Consider the following 17,147-nt stretch of genomic DNA (forward strand, 5'->3'; position numbering starts at 1 on the left):
CCACGGCCGGCGCCGCGGGCGCCGCCGCCAAGAGCGGCGCCTCGCGCTGGCTCGGCCCCATCGCCGGCATCGCCGCCGGCCTGGGCATCGCCGCGCTGCTCTCGAGCATGGGCCTGTCGGGCGCCTTCGCCGAGTTCCTGTCGTCCGCGCTGCTGATCGCCGTGGTCGTGTTCGCCGTGATGTTCATCATCCGCCGCCTGCGCGGCGCGGCGCCGCGTCCGGCCACGCAGGGTGCCTTCGGCGGCGCCAACAACGCGCCTGGCCAGCCGCAGCAGCAGCCCATGTGGCGTGAGGCGCTGAAGCCGGCCGCTCCGGCCGCGGCGCCGGTCGCAGCCGCCGCTGCCGCCCCGGCCGCCGTGCTGCCCAAGGCGGGTGACGACAACAACTGGTTCGTGCCCGGCGACTTCGATACGCCCAACTTCCTGAAGCAGGCCAAGGAACAGTTCGTGCGCATCCAGGCCGTGTGGGACAGCGGCAGCACCGACCGCCTGCGCGACTACCTGACCGACGACCTGATCACCGAGCTCAAGCCGCAACTGGCCGAGCGTGGCGCGGCCCCCAACAAGACCGAAGTGGTGCTGTTGAACGCCGAGCTGCTGGGCATCGAAACCGTGTCCGACGGTCACCTGGCCAGCGTGCGTTTCTCGGGCATGCTGCGCGAAACCCCGGGCGCCGAAGCCTTCCGCTTCGAGGAAGTCTGGAACCTGTTCAAGCCCGCCAACGGCGGCTGGCTGCTGGCCGGCATCCAGCAGATCCCGGTGGAATACGCCAGCTGATCCGGCTGGCGCCAATCTCCTGCTATCGCGGCGGCCTCGCGGCCGTCCGCCACAACCGGCCCCTCAGGGCCGGTTTTTCCATGCGCGGGCGCAAACCGCGTCCCGACTGTCCGGAACACACCCCCATCCAACCCGTTACACTCCCGATTTACCCATCAACTTCGTCAGCCCCGTTGCGCGGGGTCGCGGACCGTCATGTTGCCCTTTTCGTTTCTGCCCACTCCTGCACGGCTGGCCGTCGGCGCGCTCAACGCCCTGTTGAAGCGTGAGGACTGGGCGCGCGAACGCCTGGCCCGTCACGCCGGCAAGACCGTGCGCTTTGCGCTGGGCGGCTTCACGCTGGGCCTGACCCTCGACAGCGAGGGGCTGGCGGCCCAGGCCGATGCCGCGGTGGTGCCCGACGTGACCCTGACGGTGGCGCCCGAGAAGCTGCCGCTGCCGCGCCTGGGCGCGGGCGGCGCGGCGCCCGATTTCGCCGAAGCCACGCACATTTCCGGCGACGCCGCCCTGGCCCAGGTGGTGGCGGACCTGTCCAAGCAGTTGCGCTGGGACCCGGAAGACAGCCTGGCCCGGCTGGTGGGCGACATTCCCGCGCTGCGCATCGCCGGCGGGCTGCGCGCGGCCGCCGGCGGCGCGCGCGAGGCCGGCCAGCGCATGGCCGAGAACGTGTCCGAGTACCTGGCCGAGGAAAGCGGCATGCTGCTGGGCCGCCCGGCGCTGGAGCAATGGCGCCTGGACCTGGCCGAGCTGAACGCCCGCGCCGACGCCCTGACGCGCTCGGCCGCCGCCCTGCAATCGCGACTGGCCACGGTCGCCGCCAAGCGAGGCGCCTGACCCATGTTTCCCTTGCTGCGCCTGCTTCGTATCATCCTGGTTTCGCTGCGCTACGGTCTGGACGAGCTGGTGCTGTCCAGCCTGAACCATCCGCTGGCCACCTGCCTGCTGCGTGTCATCCGCCTGGGGACCCGGCCACGCCAGCCGCGCGGCCTGCGGCTGCGCCTGGCGCTGGAATCGCTGGGCCCGATCTTCGTGAAGTTCGGCCAGGTGCTGTCCACCCGCCGCGACCTGATTCCCGCCGACATCGCCAACGAGCTGGCGCTGCTGCAGGATCGCGTGCCGCCGTTCCCGTCGGCCCAGGCCGCGGCCTGCATCGAGGCCGCGCTGGGCGCGCCGCCCGAAAAGCTGTTCGCGCAGTTCGAGGTGGACCCGGTGGCGTCGGCCTCCATCGCCCAGGTGCACTTCGCGGTGCTGCACGACGGCCGCGAGGTGGCGGTCAAGGTGCTGCGCCCCGGCATGCTCGGCATCATCGAGAAAGACCTGTCGCTGCTCAAGATCGTGGCCCGCATCATCGAGCGCCTGGGCGCCGATGGCCGCCGGCTCAAGCCGCGCGAGGTGGTGGCCGAGTTCGACAAGTACCTGCACGATGAGCTCGACCTGGTGCGCGAGGCCTCCAACTGCAGCCAGTTGCGCCGCAACTTCGGCCCGGAATCCGGCCGCGGCGACATGCTGATGGTGCCCGAGGTCATCTGGGAATACACCGCGTCCACGGTCTTCACCATGCAGCGCATGTACGGCGTGCCGGTGGGCCAGGTCGAGCGCATGCGCGCCGCCGGCATCGACATCCCGACCCTGGCGCGCACCGGCGTCGAGATCTTCTTCACCCAGGTGTTCACCGACGGCTTCTTCCACGCCGACATGCACCCGGGCAACATCTACGTGTCCGACCGGCCCGAGACGCTGGGCAGCTATATCGCCCTGGACTTCGGCATCGTCGGCTCGCTGTCGGAATTCGACAAGAACTACCTGGCGCAGAACTTCCTGGCCTTCTTCCACCGCGACTACCGCCGCGTGGCGCAATTGCACATCGAGTCCGGCTGGGTGCCGCCCGACACGCGCGAGGAAGAACTGGAGGGCGCGGTGCGCGCCGTCTGCGAACCCTATTTTGACCGGCCGTTGTCCGAGATTTCCCTGGGCCAGGTGCTGTTGCGCCTGTTCCAGACCTCGCGCCGGTTCAATGTGGAGATCCAGCCGCAGCTCGTGCTGCTGCAGAAGACGTTGCTGAACGTCGAAGGCCTGGGGCGGCAGCTCGACCCCAACCTGGATCTCTGGAAGACCGCCAAGCCCTATCTGGAACGCTGGATGCGCCAGCGTGTCGGAATCAAGGGCCTGCGGCAGAGCCTGGAAAAAGAAGCCGCGCAGTGGTCGCAGATGCTGCCGGCGCTTCCCAGGCTGGTCCACGACCACCTGAACCGCCCGAACCTCTCGCCGGCGCTGCTGGCCGAGATGGCGCAGTTGCGGCGGGCCCAGGAACAGAACAACCGGCTCGTCGCGGCGCTGGTTGGCGTGCTGGCCCTGGCGATCGGGGTGGCGTTGTGGGCATTGACCCGATAGGCGGCGCGATGGTGTAAGTGCGATCCCCCTGTCATGTTTCATTCATGAAACGGTCATCATAGCTTCGCGGGAGACGGCGAAAAATAGCGCTGGGCAGACTTGTGCAGCGTCACGCCGGCAAGTGCGTGCGCCATTCATCAATTTCTATAGCCCCACAGCGGGACAAAACAAGGGCAGAACATGCTTTATCCTGAACTCTTCAAGACCATGGAAGCGGTGCGCTGGAACATGGCGCACGATATTCCCTGGGGCGACTTCGATCGCAGCAAGCTCTCGGACGAGCAGGCGCACACGATCAAGATGAACGCCATCACCGAATGGGCCGCGTTGCCGGCCACCGAGATGTTCCTGCGCGACAATCGCGGCGACAGCGATTTCTGCGCGTTCATGTCGGTGTGGTTCTTCGAAGAACAGAAGCATTCCCTGGTGCTGATCGAATACCTGCGCCGCTTCCGTCCCGACCTGGTGCCCACCGAGGAAGAGCTGCACAACGTGCGCTTCGAATTCGACGTCGCGCCCGAGCTGGAAACGCTGATGCTGCATTTCTGCGGCGAAGTGCGCCTGAACCACTGGTATCGCCGCGCCGCCGAATGGCATACCGAGCCGGTCATCAAGGCCATCTACAAGACCGTGGCGCAGGACGAGGCCCGCCATGCCGGCGCCTACCTGCAGTACATGCGCCGCGCCCTGCACAACCGCGGCGAGGACACCAGCGTCCAGGCGCGCCTGGCGTTCTCCAAGATCGGCGTGCTGATGGCCTCGGCCGGCCGCACCCAGCAGGCGCTGCACCCGACCAACCTGCACGTCAACAAGGACCTGTTCCCCAACGACACGGTGCAGTCGCGCCTGCCCGAGCCGGGCTGGCTGGAGCATTGGCTGGACAGCCAGATCCGCTTCGACGGCATCTGGGAACAGAAGGTCGCCACCCGCATCCTGCACATCCTGTCCAAGCTGATGGACCGCAGCTTCGAGACGGTCAAGGACCTGAACCGCTATCGCAAGGAAATGACGGCGCTGGTGGTGCCCAAGGAAAAGGAAATCGTGCTGGCCGGCGCCTGACCGGGCGCCGTCGTACAATCGCGGCATGCCAGCCGCCCGTTTCGAATCCAAAGTCCTGTCCCGCGACGACTGCGTCGCGGCCGTTGCCGCCGGCCGCCTGCCGCGGCCGCTGGTGTTCACCAATGGCGTCTTCGACATCCTGCACCGGGGCCACGCCACCTACCTGGACCAGGCCGCCCAACTGGGCGCCACGCTGGTCGTGGCGGTCAACACCGATGAATCGGTGCGCCGCCTGGGCAAGGGCGCCGAGCGCCCGCTGAACCGCATGGAAGACCGCGCCGCGCTGCTGGCGGCGCTGGGTTTTGTCACGGTGGTCACCTCGTTCCACGAGGACACGCCCGAGGCCCTGATCGGCCAGCTCAAGCCGGACCTGATCGTCAAGGGCGGCGACTACGACATGGAAAAGCTGCCCGAGACCGCCCTGGTCAAGACCTGGGGCGGCCGCGCGGTGGCCATTCCGTTCGAGTTCGAGCGCTCCACCACGGCGCTGGTCAAGAAGATCCAGGGCGCCTGAGCCCGGCGCCACACGCTCAGCGCGGCTCGCGCAGCAACCGGTTGATGGCTTCCAGGTCGGACTCGGCCAGGATGCCGCTGGTGGCCTTCAGGCGCAGCCCCGACAGCACCGTGCTGTAGCGCGCCAGCGCCAGGTCGCGCTGGGTGGCGTAGAGCTGCTGCTGGGCGTTGAGCACGTCCAGGTTGATGCGCACGCCCACCTCGTAGCCGGTGCGGTTGGCCTCGACCGCGGCGCGGCTGGACTTCTCGCCGGCTTCCAGCGCCTGGATGCGCGCCAGGCCGCTGGTGACGCCGGTGTAGTACTGGCGAGCGGCCTGCACTGCCTGGCGCCGCGCGGCCTCGAAATCGTGGCGGGCTTTCTGTTCGAGCTGCACTTTTTCCGTGACCTGCGAGGACACCCCGCCGCCCGAATACAAGGGAATCGACAGCACCACGCCGATGGTGCTGTCGATCGGCTTGCCGGGGGTGGCATTGCGCATTACCGCGTCGCTGGCGCTGCCGCTGGTGGCGCGCAGGTTCAGGGTAGGGTAGTGGCCGCTCTTGGCGATCTGGATCTCGCGGCCGGCGATGCGCGTCAGCAACTGGGCGCGCAGCACCTCCAGGCTGGAGGATTCGGCCTGGTTGCTCCAGTCGGCCACGCGGGCCGGCTGCGGCGCGGGCAACTGCACACCCGGCGGCAGTTCGGCCAGCGCGCCGGGGGCCGCGCCGATGATCCTGGCCAGTTCGTCGCGGCGCACGTCCAGGTCGTTCTGCAGGCGCAGTTCCTGCGCCACCACCAGGTCGTAGCGCGCCTGCGCTTCGTAGGTGTCGGTGATGGTGGCGTTGCCCAGCTCGAAGTTGCGCTTGGCCGACTCCAACTGGCCGGCCACGGCGGCTTTCTCCGCCTCGGTCGCGGTCAGGGCGTCCTGGGCGTACAGCACGTTGAAATAGGCGTCGGCCACGCGCAGCAGCAGGTCCTGGTAGGCCTGCTGCAATTGCACCTCGACATCGGCGACGATGAGCTTGGACTGCTCGTAGTTCTGCCAGCGGCCCCAGTCGAACAGCGGCTGGCTCAGCGCCAGGTCCCAGACGCCCCGGCCGCCGCTGTAGGCCATGCTCAGGCCGCGGGTGCTGCGGGTTTCCTGGTAGGCGCCGCCGACCCCGGCCGAGACCTCGGGCAGCAGCAGGGCGCGCGCCTGCGGTTCCTTTTCCAGCCCGGCGCGGTAGTTGGCGCGGGCCGCCGCATAGATGGGGTCATTGCCCAGGGCGGATTGCCACACCTGCAGCAGATTCTGCGCGCACGCGACAGACGGGCCGACACTTGCGGCGGAGGTAAAAACCAGTAAAGCCGTAAGCAGTCGGACGCGCATGATCTGTCAGGGGGAGGGGTGCTGCTCCAGGGAATCCAGGGCGGGGGCCCGTGTGGCCGGGCGGGCCGGCGTGGCGGGGCCGCACGGCCCCGCCTGGGAACTCAGAACTTGAACTGCGACACCGTGGCGCCGCGCAGGGGCTTGATGACCGTTTCGAACAGATTGACGGTCTCGAAGCTGGCGGCGGTGGTGCGGGTGATGCGACAGGCCGTCATGATGGGGGCCTGGCCGACGACGACGACCAGGCGGCCGCCCACGCGCAACTGGTACTTGAGCGCGTCGGGCACGACCGGCACGGAACCCGTCACCAGGATCGCGTCGTATTCGGTGGAACCCCAGCCGTTGCGGCCGTCGCCGGTTTCGACCTTGACGTTGGTGACGTTGTTCATCTGCAGGTTCTGCTGCGCGAACGTGACCAGGCGGCTGTCGATCTCGACCGAGGTGACCTGCTGCGCCAGGTAGCCCAGCAGCGCGGCCTGGTAGCCGGAGCCGGTGCCGATTTCCAGCACGCAGTCGGACTTGCTCAGTTGCAGTTCCTGGGCCAGGCGGGCTTCGACCTTGGGGGCGAGCATGGTCTGGCGGGTATTGACCGCGTTGATTTCCAGCGGCAGTTCCAGGTCGGAAAACGCCAGGGCGCGCAGGGCCGGCGGAACGAACTGTTCGCGGCGCACATCGAACAGTGCTTGCAGCACGTTGGCGTCCAGGACGTCCCACGGGCGGATCTGCTGTTCCACCATGTTGAAGCGGGCTTGTTCTACGTCGGGCAGGGTCGAAGCGTTCATGACGGTCAGGAAAAAAGCGGAGGAATCAGCCGACCATTGTACCGATTCGTAGCGTCCTGTGACGCCGGGGAGCGGGCCGCCTGGTTACACGCCCGGAAACGGGCCGGCGGTCGCGGCGCTTTCGGACGCAATCACGGCCAGCCGGGCGGACGGGAGGAGAGTGCGGGGAGTCGGGTTACATCGGCCCTGGCGGCCGGCCGGGGCGGGGGACCTGATGCGAAGTCCGATTCCGCCCCGCCGGTCTCACCACCAAGCGTGGAAGTGGTGCACCGGGCCATGGCCGGAGCCGACCGACAGGCGCTCGGCGTGGCGGATGGCTTCGGTCAGGTAGGCCTTGGCGCGGCGCGCCGCCTCGGGCACGTCCTCGACCTGGGGCAGCAGGGCGGCCAGGGCGGCCGACAGGGTGCAGCCGGTGCCGTGGGTGTTGGCGGTCTCGATGCGGTGACCCGGCAGCTCGATCATGCGGTCGCCGTCGTGCAGCAGGTCGATGGTGTCGTTGCCGGGCAGGTGGCCGCCCTTGACCATGACCCATCGCTGGCCCGAATGCGCCAGCTTGTTGCGCAGGCGCTCGGCCACGCGCCGCATTTCCTTGACCGTCTCCACCGGGCGCTCTTCCAGCAGCACGCCGGCCTCGGGCAGGTTGGGGGTCAGCAGCGTGGCCTGCGGCAGCAGCGCTTCGCGCATGGCGCCGACGGCATCGCGTTCCAGCAGCAGGTCGCCGCTCTTGGCGACCATGACCGGGTCCAGCACCACGTGCGCCGGGGTCCACTTGGCCAGCTTCTCGGCCACCACCTGGATCACTGGCTGCTGGCCCAGCATGCCGATCTTGACCGCGTCGATGCGCACGTCGGCGAACAGGGTGTCGATCTGCTGGCCGACGAAGGCCGGCGGCACCGGCGAGATGCCGCTGACACCCTGGGTGTTCTGCGCGGTGAGCGCGGCGATGACGGCGCAGCCATAGGCGCCCAGGGCGCTCATGGCCTTGACGTCGGCCAGGATGCCGGCGCCGCCGGACGGGTCGACGCCGGCGATGGTCAGCGCGTTGGGGATCGGGCGGCCAGTGGCGGCCGGCTGGCGGCTGCTCATTTGGCGGCGCCGGGGGCGGCGGTGATCAGGCCTTCGGTGGGCGAGCTGGGCGCGCCGCTGTAGAGCTTTTTCGGCATGCGGCCGGCCAGGAAGGCCTCGCGGCCGGACTCGACGCCCTTTTTCATGGCGCTGGCCATCAGCACCGGGTCGCGCGCGGCGGCGATGGCGGTGTTCATCAGCACGGCGTCGCAGCCCAGTTCCATGGCGATGGCGGCGTCCGAGGCGGTGCCCACGCCGGCGTCCACCACCACCGGCACGCGCGCCTGGTCGATGATCAGGCGCAGGTTCCAGGGGTTCAGGATGCCCATGCCGGAGCCGATCAGCGAGGCCAGCGGCATCACCGCCACGGCGCCCATGTCTTCGAGCATGCGGCACTGGATGGGATCGTCGGTGCAATAGACCATGACCTGGAAGCCCTCATCCACCAGCGTTTTGGTGGCCTTGAGGGTTTCGGGCATGTTGGGGAACAGCGTGTGCGGATCGCCCAGCACTTCCAGCTTGACCAGGGCGTGGCCGTCCAGCAGCTCGCGCGCCAGGCGCAGCGTGCGCACGGCGTCGTCGGCCGAATAGCAGCCGGCGGTGTTGGGCAGCAGCGTGAACCTGGACATCGGCACGTAGTCGAGCAGGTTGGGCTCGCCCGGGTTCTGGCCGATGTTGGTGCGGCGGATGGCGACCGTGACGATCTCGGTGCCGCTGGCGTCCAGCGCCGCGCGGGTCTGTTCGAAATCCTTGTACTTGCCGGTGCCGACGAGCAGGCGCGACGAGTAGGCGCGGCCGGCGATGGTGAGAGTGTCTTGAGTGGTCATGGCGATGCTTCAAAGGGCGGGCGCGCGCAGCGGGACCCGCGGGGGCTGGCTGATCATCGGGCGGATCAATGGGTTGATCCCGGTTAGGCGAATCATAAAGCACGGCGCGGCGCGCCCGCGCGAAAGGCCACGTTGGCGTGTTCCAGAAATCGCGCTTGCCGCGCAGGCGTGGCCGGCGCGAGGCGCCTCGGGATGCGGATACGCCCTACGGATGGCGCAATCGGTCCAGGTCCGCGCACAACTGTTCGGCGGCATCGATCAGGCGCGGACCGGGGCGGTACAGCGCGTCGGCGTCGATGCCGTAGACGTGGCCCGCCAATGCCGCCGGCAGGCCCATGGCGCGCCAGGCGGCCAGGTTGCGGGCGGTGTCGGCGGGCGCGGAGACGCCGGCCAGCACCGCGTCGGGCCGCGCCGCCAGCACGCTTTCCAGGCCGACCTGCGGCGCCACCACGGGCGCCTGGGCGAAGACGTTGACGCCGCCGCACAGGCGCAGCGCGTCGCTGACGATGCTGGCGTGGTTCAGCGTGTAGATGGGGTCCAGGCCCGCCTGCACGAAGACCCGCACCGGCGCGCGGCCGGCGTAGCGCGCGGCCAGCGCGTCCAGGCGCGCGCGCAAGGCCTGGGCGGCGGGGCCGGCCTGCGCCTCGGTGCCGAACAGCACGCCCAGGCGTTCGACCGCGTCGGGAATGGCCGCGAGCGTCTGCGGGTCGCTGTAGTAGACCGCCACGCCGAGCTTGTCCATCACGCGCGCCAGCGGCGCGGCGGCGGAAGGCTGCCAGGCGATCACCAGGTCCGGACGGGTGGCGGCCACGCGCTCGGGATCGGGCTGGGTGCCGTCGCCGATGACCGGCAGGGCGCGGGCCGCGGGCGGATAGTCGCTGCCGCGGATCGTGGCGACCAGGTAGGCGCCGGCGCCGGCCGCGTAGACCAGCTCGGTGGCGTGCGGCGCCAGGGTCACCGCGCGCCGCGCCGGGACGGCCAGGGTGACGTCGCGGCCGCGGTCGTCGCGCGCATGGATCGCCGCCGGGGCTTCGGCCGAGGTCGCGGCTGCAGTCTTGGCCGAGGGGGCGGCCGCCGCCGGCCCCGGGGCGCACAGCAGCCCCAGGACGGCGAACGGAAGGGCGCGGACGAAGGTCATGCGAGGGATCGATACGGTCGGCGTGGAGGAACGCCGACTATATCGGATCGCCGCTTAGTAGCGCACCGTGAGGGAGGCGTAGAAGTTGCGGCCGGGCGCGGGGTACAGGTTGTAGTTGGCAACCGGTCCCAGCATCTGGAACGAGGCGTCGCCGCCGCGGATGCCGTAGGTGGCGTACTTGCGGTCCAGCAGGTTGTTGATGCCGAACGCGCCTTCGATGTTGCGGGTGAACTTGTAGGCCACCTTGGTATTGAAGAGCACGTAGGCATCCAGTTGCGTGTCGAACTGGTTGGCCTGGTCGTTGTCCATGCGCGACTTGCCGACGTACTGCGCCGTCACGTTCCACAGGAACGCATCGGTGGGGCGCCAGGTCACGCCGGCGTTGGCCAGCCACTTGGGCGCCAGCGGCACGGTCTTGCCCGCCAGGTCGACGCCGCCGTAGGTGCCCGAGCGGAATTGCGCTTCCATCCAGGTCAGGTTGGCGTCCAGCGTCATGCTGCTGGTCAGCTTGTGGTGGCCTTCCAGTTCGATGCCCTGGCGACGGGTCGGATCCAGGTTGGTGTTGGCGCCGGTGCCCGGGCCCCACATGCCGTCGGCCAGCGGGTTGTACTGGATCTCGTTGGTCAGGTCATAGCGGAACCACGACAGGCGCGCGCTGGTGCTGTCCGAGGCCCAGGTCACGCCCAGTTCCTTGTCGGTGGACGTCTGCGGCGCCAGCGGCGATTGCACCGACAGGGCTTCGTCGGCATTGGGCAGGCGGAAGCTGCGGCCGACCTTGCCGTACAGGCCGAAGCCGGCGGGCAGCTCCTGGCGCACGCCGAGCTGCCAGGCGGTCAGGTGGTGGCCCTTGTCGGATTCCTCGCCCGAGCCGGAAATCACTTCCAGCTTGTCGGAGGCGTACTGGCGGCGCGCGCCCAGGGTGACGTAGGTGCTGTCGGTGGCGCGGATCTGGCCTTCGGCGAACAGGCCGTACTGGTGCTGGCGCGACTGCCACTTGGAGGGGGCGAAGTCGTAGTAGGCGTTCTGGTCGGCGGAGGTCTTGGCTTCCTGCGCGTCGGCGCCGAACACCACGCTGTGGCCGCCGTTGATCGGCAGGCGGTAGCGCAGGCTGGCCAGGTTCTCTTCCAGCTTCTGCTGGCGCAGCGTGTCGCCGAAACCGTCGTACGACAGGCCGTTGAGCTTCTTCTCGCGGGTCGAGGCGTCGGCGTACAGCGTGCCCACGCCGAGCTGCTGCTCGACCTGCAGGCCGAAGGTTGTGGTGGTGGTCTTGACGAAGTCGACCTTGTTCTTGGCGCCGCGGGGGTCGCTTTCGAACTGGTTCTCGCCCGTGGTCGGGTTGATCAGGCGCGGGCCCGGCAGGTCCAGCTTTTGGGTGGTGGTGTTGCCATACAGGCGGATCGAGCCGTTGTCGTGGCGGAAAGTGATGCCGCCGCCGCCGCCCTCGCGGCGCTCGCCGCTGTGATCGCGGTAGCCGTCGCTGTGCAGCGACTGCATGTAGGCGTCCACGCCCACCTTCTGGTTGTTCAGCGCCACGGCGGCGTCGTACTGGCGCAGGCCGTAGCTGCCGAAGGTGGCGGTGGCGCGGGCCGCGACCGGCTCCTTGGCGAAGTCCTTGCGGGTGATGATGTTGATGACGCCGCCGGTGGTGCCGCCGCCGTACTGAACCGAACCGCTGCCGCGCACGATTTCGACGCGTTCGACCTGGTCCAGCGGCACCACGCCCAGGCTGGGGGCGGACAGATCGTTGGTGTTCTGCTTGACGCCGTCGATCATGATCAGCGTGTTGCTGGCGCCGGTGATGCCGAAGCCGCGCAGGTCGACGATGGCGTTGTCGCTGGCGCTGGTGGTGTTGACCAGGTGGATGCCGGCCTGCGTCGACAGCAGGTCCTGCATGGTGCGGGCGCTGCTGGCGGCGATGTCTTCGGCGGTGATGACGGAGATCGACACCGGCAGGGTGCGGCCATCGCTGGGCACGCGCTGGGCGGTGACGGTGACGGTGTCGAGTTCGGGGGTGGCGGCTTGCTGGGCGGCGGAGAGGGCCGGGGCGGAACAGAGCAGGGCGCCAGCGTAGCGCCGGATGGAGCGGGATTTCATCTACAAGACCTCGATGCGACCCGCGACCCCGCAGGTCAATCACGATGGGGAGGAAACCCGGGCCACGCCGCGATCCCTGGGGAGCGGGCGCCGGACGGGCGTCCTGGCGATCGAACAGGCCGGTATCGGGCTGCCATGGGCGCATCGCGCGCATGGGGACCGTTGCGGGGGCAGCACAGGCTGGATGTCCGGGCCGGCCGGCCTTGTGGGCGGCGGGGCGGATGTCTTCCTGTTTCCCGTTTACCTTTCGCGCGCGGACCGGCAAGTGTTGCGTTCTTGCCTGTCCCTGTGCGCCGAAAGCACCGGTTCGGGGCCGAAACTGTATCACCGGAGGGCGAAACAGGGCCTGTTTTGTTACGATCAGGGGTTGATTTTTCGGCCTTTATCGTTTTTTAGCGACATTTGCGCGGCCGCTTTCGTTGCCCAACCCTCCTTTCGGACCTGAACGTGTCGTATCCCCGCCTGCCTTACCCGCCCGAGAGTTTCACCCGTGGCGGCGATTTCGCCCGCCTGCTGGGCCAGCGCATCCTGATCCTGGACGGCGCCATGGGCACGATGATCCAGCGCTACAAGCTGGGCGAGGCCGATTTCCGCGGCGAGCGCTTCGCCGGCCATGGCAAGGACCTGAAGGGCGACAACGAGCTGCTGTCGCTGGTGCGGCCGGACGTGATCTCCGAGATCCACCGCCAGTACCTGGAAGCCGGCGCCGACGTCATCGAGACCAACACCTTCGGCGCCACCTCGATCGCGCAGGGCGACTACGACCTGCCGGAACTGGCCTACGAGCTGAACCTGGTGTCCGCGCAACTGGCGCGCCAGGCCTGTGACCAGTACAGCACGCCGGACAAGCCGCGCTTCGTGGCCGGCGCGCTCGGCCCGCAGCCCAAGACGGCGTCGATCTCGCCCGACGTGAACGACCCGGGCGCGCGCAACGTCACCTTCGACGAGCTGCGCGTGGCCTACGTGGAACAGCTCAACGGCCTGCTCGATGGCGGCATCGACATCGTCCTGATCGAGACCATCTTCGACACGCTCAACGCCAAGGCGGCGATCTTCGCCACCGAGGAAGTGTTCGAGCAGCGCGGCATCCGCCTGCCGGTGATGATCTCGGGCACCGTCACCGACGCCTCCGGCCGCATCCTGTCGGGCCAGACCGTCGAGGCCTTCTGGAACTCGGTGCGCCATGCGCGGCCGGTCACCATCGGCCTGAACTGCGCGCTGGGCGCGGCGCTGATGCGCCCGTACGTGGCCGAGCTGTCCAAGATCTGCGACACCTACGTCTGTGTCTACCCCAACGCCGGCCTGCCCAACCCGATGGCCGAGACCGGCTTCGACGAGACCCCGGCCGATACTTCCGCGCTGCTGGAGGAATTCGCCCGCGCCGGGTTGGTGAACATGTCCGGCGGCTGCTGCGGCACCACGCCCGACCACATCCGCGCGATTGCCGACAAGGTCGCGGCGCTGACGCCGCGGGTGGTGCCGGAGATCCCGGTCAAGACCCGCCTGTCGGGCCTGGAACCGCTGAACATCGACGAGGACACGCTGTTCGTGAACGTGGGCGAACGCACCAACGTCACCGGCAGCAAGATGTTCGCGCGCCTGATCCGCGAAGAGAAATACGACGAGGCGCTGGCGGTGGCCCGCCAGCAGGTCGAGAACGGCGCGCAGATCATCGACATCAACATGGACGAGGCCATGCTGGATTCGGTGGCGTGCATGCACCGCTTCCTGAACCTGATTGCCTCCGAGCCCGACATCGCGCGCGTGCCGGTGATGATCGACAGCTCCAAGTGGGACGTGATCGAGACCGGCCTGAAGTGCGTGCAGGGCAAGCCGGTGGTCAACTCGATCTCCATGAAGGAAGGCCTGGAGCCGTTCCGCCACCACGCCCGCCTGTGCCGCCGCTACGGCGCGGCGGTGGTGGTGATGGCGTTCGACGAATTGGGCCAGGCCGACACGCTGGCGCGCCGCAAGGAAATCTGCGGCCGCGCCTACAAGATCCTGGTCGAGGAAGAGGGCTTCCCGCCGGAAGACATCATTTTCGATCCCAACGTGTTCGCGGTCGCCACCGGCATCGACGAGCACAACCATTACGCCGTCGACTTCATCGAGGGCACCCGCTGGATCCGCGAGAACCTGCCCCACGCCCGCATCTCGGGCGGGGTCTCGAACGTGAGCTTCTCGTTCCGCGGCAACGAGCCGATGCGCGAGGCCATCCACACCGTGTTCCTGTATTACGCGGTCAAGGAAGGCATGACGATGGGCATCGTCAACGCCGGCCAGTTGGGCGTGTATGCGGACCTCGATCCCAAGCTGCGCGACCTGGTCGAGGACGTGGTGCTGGACCGTGCCGAGCCGGTCGGCAAGACCGACCCGGCCGACGAACGCACGCCGACCGAGCGCCTGGTGCAGTTCGCCGACACGGTGAAGGGCTCGGGCGCGAAGAAGGAAGAAGACCTGGCCTGGCGCAATGCGGAGGTCGAGGCGCGCCTGTCGCACGCGCTGGTGCACGGCATTACCGCCTTCATCGTCGAGGACACCGAAGAGGTGCGCCAGAAGATTGCCGCGCGCGGCGGCCGTCCGATCGAGGTGATCGAAGGCCCGCTGATGGACGGCATGAACGTGGTGGGCGACCTGTTCGGCGCCGGCAAGATGTTCCTGCCGCAGGTGGTGAAGTCGGCGCGCGTGATGAAGCAGGCCGTGGCCCACCTGATCCCCTTCATCGAAGAGGAAAAGCGCCAGATCGCGGCCGCCGGCGGCGACGTGCGCGCCAAGGGCAAGATCGTCATCGCCACCGTCAAGGGCGACGTGCACGACATCGGCAAGAACATCGTCTCGGTGGTCCTGCAGTGCAACAACTTCGAAGTGGTGAACATGGGCGTGATGGTGCCCTGCGCCCAGATCCTGGAGAAGGCCAAGGAAGAGAACGCCGACATCGTCGGCCTGTCCGGCCTGATCACGCCCAGCCTGGAAGAGATGGCCTACGTCGCCTCGGAAATGCAGCGCGACGAGTATTTCCGCAGCCGCAAGGTGCCGCTGATGATCGGCGGCGCCACCACCAGCCGCGTGCACACGGCCGTGAAGATCGCGCCCAACTACGAAGGCCCGGTGATCTACGTGCCGGACGCCAGCCGTTCGGTGGGCGTGGCCACCAGCCTGATGTCCGACCAGGCGGACGCCTACCTGGCGGAGCTGGCCGAGGAATACGAGGACGTGCGCCGCCGCCACGCCAACCGCAAGGCCGCGCCGATCCTGCCGCTGGCCGAGGCGCGCGCCTCGCGCCCGCGGATCGACTGGGACAGCTACACGCCGCCGCGCCCCAAGTTCATCGGCCGCCGCACCTTCAAGAGCTATGACCTGGCCGAGATCGCGAAGTACGTGGACTGGGGCCCGTTCTTCCAGACCTGGAGTCTGTTCGGGCCGTTCCCGGCGATCCTGGACGACAAGGTGGTGGGCGAGCAGGCGCGCAAGGTCTACGCCGACGGCCAGGCCATGATGAAACGCATCGTCGAGGGCCGCTGGCTGACCGCCAACGGCGTGGTCGGCTTCTATCCGGCCAACAGCGTCAACGACGAGGACATCGAGGTCTACAAGGACGAGAGCCGCAGCGAGGTGCTGTTCACCTACCGCAACCTGCGCCAGCAGGGCGCCAAGCGCGAGGGCGTCAGCAACAAGTCGCTGTCGGACTTCATCGCGCCCAAATCCAGCGGCAAGCTCGACTACATCGGCATGTTCGCGGTGACGGCCGGCATCGGCATCGAGAAGAAGGAAGCCGAGTTCGAGAAGGCGCTGGACGACTATTCCGGCATCATGCTCAAGTCGCTGGCCGACCGCCTGGCCGAAGCCTTCGCCGAATGCCTGCACGCCCGCGTGCGCCAGGACCTGTGGGGCTACGCGCCGGACGAGGCGCTGTCCAACGACGACATGATCGCCGAGAAGTACGTCGGCATCCGCCCGGCGCCGGGCTATCCGGCCTGCCCGGAGCATGTGGTCAAGACCGACATGTTCCGCGTGCTGGACGGCGCCGACATCGGCATGATGCTGACTGACAGCTACGCCATGTTCCCGGCCTCGAGCGTGTCGGGCTTCTACTTCAGCCATCCGCAGTCGCAGTACTTCAACGTCGGCATCATCGGCGAAGACCAGTTGCAGGACTACGCCGCGCGCAGCGGCCGCAGCATCGAGGATCTGAAGCGCACGCTGGCGCCGAACCTGGGCTGAGGCCGGTTTCGCCGCCGCGCCGGGCCCGCCCGGTATCTCAGTGCCACCCCAGCGCCGCCCCGGCTCGTCCGGCGCGGCGCTTTGTTTTATTCGGACGGTTTACCAAATGGATAGTGGTAAACCATGATGTGCCAAATTGGTAAACCACATAATATTTGGTCCAACCACTTTCAACGCCATGACACTACAACTGATCCCCAAGCCCGAGGAACCCGCCAGCAAGCCGGTGGCCGACCGCGCCTACCTGCGGCTGGCCGCGCAGATCCAGGCGCTGGTCGCGCAGGGCGAGTTCGCGGTGGGCAAGCGCCTGCCGGCCGAGCGCGCGCTGGCCGAGCGCTTCGACGTCAGCCGCACCTCGCTGCGCGAGGCCATCATCGCGCTGGAACTGCAGGGCGTGGTGGAAGTGCGCGGCGGTTCGGGCATCTACGTCTGTGAACCCAAGCCGGGCGTGGCGCGGCTGCCGGCCGCGCAGGAGCCGGGCGCCGGTCCGTTCGAACTGCTGCGCGCGCGCTGCCTGGTGGAATCCGAGATCGCCGCGCTGGCGGCCACGACGCGCAACGACGCCGACCTGGACCGCATCTTCGAGGCGCTGACCACCATGCGCGAACAGATGATGCACAAGGAAGAGAACCAGGAGGCCGACCGCCGTTTCCACCTGTACATCGCGCAGTCCACCGGCAACAGCGTGCTGCTGGGCACGGTGACGGCGATGTGGGACCAGGCGCAAGGCCCTATCTGGGAAAAGATCGAACAGCATTTCCATACGCAGGAATTGCGCCAGGCCTCGCAGGAAGACCATCAGCGCATCTTCAGCGCGCTGGTGGCGCGCGATGCGGATGGCGCGCGGCAGGCAATGCGCAATCACCTCGAACGCGTGATCGGCGAGTTCGCGCAGGGGTGGCGTTGACGTAATACCGGCAGGCGGCCCCCGG

Annotated in this window: 13 protein-coding genes; 7 read left to right on the plus strand and 6 right to left on the minus strand. The window is 68.4% G+C overall.

Translation table 11 applies throughout. The features are described 5' to 3' along the window. From HV783_RS29535 to HV783_RS24340, 5 genes are all read left to right on the plus strand, one after another. Positions 1-776 (plus strand): Tim44 domain-containing protein (locus tag HV783_RS29535; RefSeq protein WP_254604023.1); only part of this gene is annotated, 776 nt, incomplete at its 5' end. Positions 777-971: 195 nt separating this feature from the next. Further along, a complete protein-coding gene (locus HV783_RS24325) occupies positions 972-1,610 on the plus strand; it encodes a ubiquinone biosynthesis accessory factor UbiJ (RefSeq protein WP_175190034.1) in 639 nt (212 codons plus the stop codon). 3 nt (positions 1,611-1,613) lie between these two features. Continuing rightward, positions 1,614-3,167, plus strand: a complete 1,554-nt coding sequence (gene ubiB, locus HV783_RS24330) for a ubiquinone biosynthesis regulatory protein kinase UbiB (protein WP_054503332.1) — start codon at positions 1,614-1,616, stop codon at positions 3,165-3,167. Positions 3,168-3,347: 180 nt separating this feature from the next. Next, positions 3,348-4,226, plus strand: coding sequence for a ferritin family protein (locus HV783_RS24335; protein WP_006386867.1), 879 nt, complete (start codon positions 3,348-3,350; stop codon positions 4,224-4,226). A gap of 25 nt (positions 4,227-4,251) precedes the next feature. After that, entirely contained in the window at positions 4,252-4,740 is a 489-nt protein-coding gene (locus tag HV783_RS24340; protein WP_054503333.1) for an adenylyltransferase/cytidyltransferase family protein, read from the plus strand. Positions 4,741-4,756: 16 nt separating this feature from the next. Here the strand turns inward: HV783_RS24340 and HV783_RS24345 are convergent, their stop codons facing one another. The 6 genes from HV783_RS24345 to HV783_RS24370 form a co-directional block, all read right to left on the minus strand. Next, positions 4,757-6,088, minus strand: coding sequence for a TolC family outer membrane protein (locus HV783_RS24345; RefSeq protein ID WP_054503334.1), 1,332 nt, complete (start codon positions 6,086-6,088; stop codon positions 4,757-4,759). Between the two features lie 101 nt (positions 6,089-6,189). Then, the gene (locus HV783_RS24350) at positions 6,190-6,870 is read right to left on the minus strand and encodes a protein-L-isoaspartate O-methyltransferase family protein (protein ID WP_054483542.1); all 681 of its coding nucleotides are present in this window, start codon (positions 6,868-6,870) and stop codon (positions 6,190-6,192) included. Between the two features lie 243 nt (positions 6,871-7,113). After that, positions 7,114-7,956 carry a bifunctional hydroxymethylpyrimidine kinase/phosphomethylpyrimidine kinase gene (gene thiD / locus HV783_RS24355; protein ID WP_054419002.1) on the minus strand — a complete coding sequence of 281 codons (843 nt, stop codon included), beginning with the start codon at positions 7,954-7,956 and terminating at the stop codon, positions 7,114-7,116. Beyond that, a complete protein-coding gene (locus HV783_RS24360; protein ID WP_020925370.1) occupies positions 7,953-8,762 on the minus strand; it encodes a thiazole synthase in 810 nt (269 codons plus the stop codon). The genes thiD and HV783_RS24360 overlap by 4 nt, the downstream gene beginning before the upstream one ends. Before the next feature lie 205 nt (positions 8,763-8,967). Further along, positions 8,968-9,900 (minus strand): cobalamin-binding protein, encoded by a 933-nt coding sequence (locus HV783_RS24365; protein WP_064528487.1) that lies wholly within the window; start codon positions 9,898-9,900, stop codon positions 8,968-8,970. Between the two features lie 54 nt (positions 9,901-9,954). Beyond that, positions 9,955-11,994 (minus strand): TonB-dependent receptor, encoded by a 2,040-nt coding sequence (locus tag HV783_RS24370; RefSeq protein WP_175190035.1) that lies wholly within the window; start codon positions 11,992-11,994, stop codon positions 9,955-9,957. Positions 11,995-12,441: 447 nt separating this feature from the next. Between HV783_RS24370 and metH the strand changes: the two genes are divergently transcribed. Further along, on the plus strand, positions 12,442-16,215 hold the full coding sequence (metH, locus tag HV783_RS24375; protein WP_175190036.1) for a methionine synthase: 3,774 nt from the start codon (positions 12,442-12,444) through the stop codon (positions 16,213-16,215). A 178-nt stretch (positions 16,216-16,393) separates the two neighbouring features. Next, positions 16,394-17,122 carry a FadR/GntR family transcriptional regulator gene (locus HV783_RS24380; protein ID WP_006386875.1) on the plus strand — a complete coding sequence of 243 codons (729 nt, stop codon included), beginning with the start codon at positions 16,394-16,396 and terminating at the stop codon, positions 17,120-17,122. Positions 17,123-17,147 lie beyond the last annotated feature (25 nt).

The sequence above is a fragment of the Achromobacter dolens genome, from assembly GCF_902859745.1.
Classification (GTDB): Bacteria; Pseudomonadota; Gammaproteobacteria; order Burkholderiales; family Burkholderiaceae_B; genus Achromobacter; species Achromobacter dolens.

What these genes read in the sequence shown, in the direction of transcription:
- HV783_RS24325 (WP_175190034.1), top strand. Translation starts at nt 972, where the DNA reads ATGTTGCCCTTTTCGTTTCTGCCCACTCCTGCACGGCTGGCCGTCGGC.
- ubiB (WP_054503332.1), top strand. Translation starts at nt 1,614, where the DNA reads ATGTTTCCCTTGCTGCGCCTGCTTCGTATCATCCTGGTTTCGCTGCGC.
- HV783_RS24335 (WP_006386867.1), top strand. Translation starts at nt 3,348, where the DNA reads ATGCTTTATCCTGAACTCTTCAAGACCATGGAAGCGGTGCGCTGGAAC.
- HV783_RS24340 (WP_054503333.1), top strand. Translation starts at nt 4,252, where the DNA reads ATGCCAGCCGCCCGTTTCGAATCCAAAGTCCTGTCCCGCGACGACTGC.
- HV783_RS24345 (WP_054503334.1), bottom strand. Translation starts at nt 6,088, where the DNA reads ATGCGCGTCCGACTGCTTACGGCTTTACTGGTTTTTACCTCCGCCGCA.
- HV783_RS24350 (WP_054483542.1), bottom strand. Translation starts at nt 6,870, where the DNA reads ATGAACGCTTCGACCCTGCCCGACGTAGAACAAGCCCGCTTCAACATG.
- thiD (WP_054419002.1), bottom strand. Translation starts at nt 7,956, where the DNA reads ATGAGCAGCCGCCAGCCGGCCGCCACTGGCCGCCCGATCCCCAACGCG.
- HV783_RS24360 (WP_020925370.1), bottom strand. Translation starts at nt 8,762, where the DNA reads ATGACCACTCAAGACACTCTCACCATCGCCGGCCGCGCCTACTCGTCG.
- HV783_RS24365 (WP_064528487.1), bottom strand. Translation starts at nt 9,900, where the DNA reads ATGACCTTCGTCCGCGCCCTTCCGTTCGCCGTCCTGGGGCTGCTGTGC.
- HV783_RS24370 (WP_175190035.1), bottom strand. Translation starts at nt 11,994, where the DNA reads ATGAAATCCCGCTCCATCCGGCGCTACGCTGGCGCCCTGCTCTGTTCC.
- HV783_RS24380 (WP_006386875.1), top strand. Translation starts at nt 16,394, where the DNA reads ATGACACTACAACTGATCCCCAAGCCCGAGGAACCCGCCAGCAAGCCG.